This is a genomic window from Myroides sp. WP-1 (assembly GCF_014145635.1).
Lineage (GTDB): Bacteria > Bacteroidota > Bacteroidia > Flavobacteriales > Flavobacteriaceae > Flavobacterium.
Genome location: NZ_JACHTC010000061.1, coordinates 1 through 1,161, shown reverse-complemented (window position 1 = coordinate 1,161; position 1,161 = coordinate 1). Strand labels below are relative to the sequence as shown.

Annotated in this window: 4 protein-coding genes; all 4 read left to right on the top strand. The window is 29.6% G+C overall.

Translation table 11 applies throughout. The features are described from left to right. A partial coding sequence (locus H4K33_RS16315) for a hypothetical protein (protein ID WP_220485349.1) occupies positions 1–538 on the top strand: 538 nt, incomplete at its 5' end. 13 nt (positions 539–551) lie between these two features. Next, positions 552–746 carry a hypothetical protein gene (locus H4K33_RS16310; protein WP_182650859.1) on the top strand — a complete coding sequence of 65 codons (195 nt, stop codon included), beginning with the start codon at positions 552–554 and terminating at the stop codon, positions 744–746. A 1-nt stretch (position 747) separates the two neighbouring features. Next, positions 748–972 carry a hypothetical protein gene (locus H4K33_RS16305; RefSeq protein WP_182650857.1) on the top strand — a complete coding sequence of 75 codons (225 nt, stop codon included), beginning with the start codon at positions 748–750 and terminating at the stop codon, positions 970–972. Further along, a complete protein-coding gene (locus H4K33_RS16300) occupies positions 965–1,129 on the top strand; it encodes a hypothetical protein (protein ID WP_182650855.1) in 165 nt (54 codons plus the stop codon). The genes H4K33_RS16305 and H4K33_RS16300 overlap by 8 nt, the downstream gene beginning before the upstream one ends. Positions 1,130–1,161: the final 32 nt, after the last annotated feature.

Genomic DNA, 1,161 nt, shown 5'->3' with positions numbered 1-1,161 from the left:
AGGAGTCGCAAAAGTATGTGAAACATGTGGAGCTTTTCTTAGTATGTTGGAGTGGTTACCTCCTTTAGAAATCAATGTCTCGAAAAGAAAACTAGGAGATTTTATTTATGGAACCTATGTGGGTTTTATTGTCTCTAAAAAAGTCAAAGATAAGATTGATGATTCTGATTTTAACGGTTTAACCAATTTTAGAGAGGTAAAGCTATACTATAAGGATAGGTTGTTAAATGAGGTGTATTATTACCCTGAAATTAAACAGGTTAATGCTTATGTTGATTTAAGCTACATTGAGTTTGAAGAAAAGAATTTGTGTAATACTTGTCAGAAGGGAAAGAGTATTATAAAAAAAATTAATGCTATTGTGTTTGAATCTCCTAATCAAATAAGTAGTGATGTTTTTTATACCACTGCCATAGGGCAAGCTGTAATTATTGTATCTGATTATTGTAACGTTTTTTTTCAAAAAGAAAAGTTTACCAATATTGAATTTTTAGATGCTAGTAAATTTAAGTGGGATTGCTTTAATCCTATTTATTAGTAGTTTTTTGAGAATGGACTATGATTTTAAAGATGGAAAACGCTATATGGATCTTGATGTTTGGTATAAAGGTGTTAATGTAGGAGGAATTGAAACTAAGATCGGTAGTTCTCGATATTTACCATTACAAAGATTAAAAGATGTTTGGCTTGAAGACCAAGATGTTCCTTATCCAGTACAATTAGTAAGAAAACCTAAAAATTGGTAAAATGAATAGATTTGGAAATTTTTTGCCAAACAGTCTAGATTATTGGTGGAGTATTCATGTATTGGACAATTTGAATGATGTAGTTTGCGATGTTATAGAAATAGTACAACATATTATACTACCTGAAATTAAAAAACGGTTGTTCGATGAAGATTTAATGAATAGTTGGATAAACGACTATTATGCAGGTACTACGGAGTTAGGAAGGTTTTATATATTTGACTAAACTATTAAAAGTTAAGGGAGATTTTGCAACATTATATGGAGTTATTGAAGGGTTTATGAAACACTCAAAAGGAACACCAAATGAGATTAGAGCTATAGAGCATTTAAGGGAAATAGAATATAGTTATGAAGAAGTGGAAAAAACAAATCGAAAGTAATAAAGAAGATAAAAAAATAGCGAAATTGTATA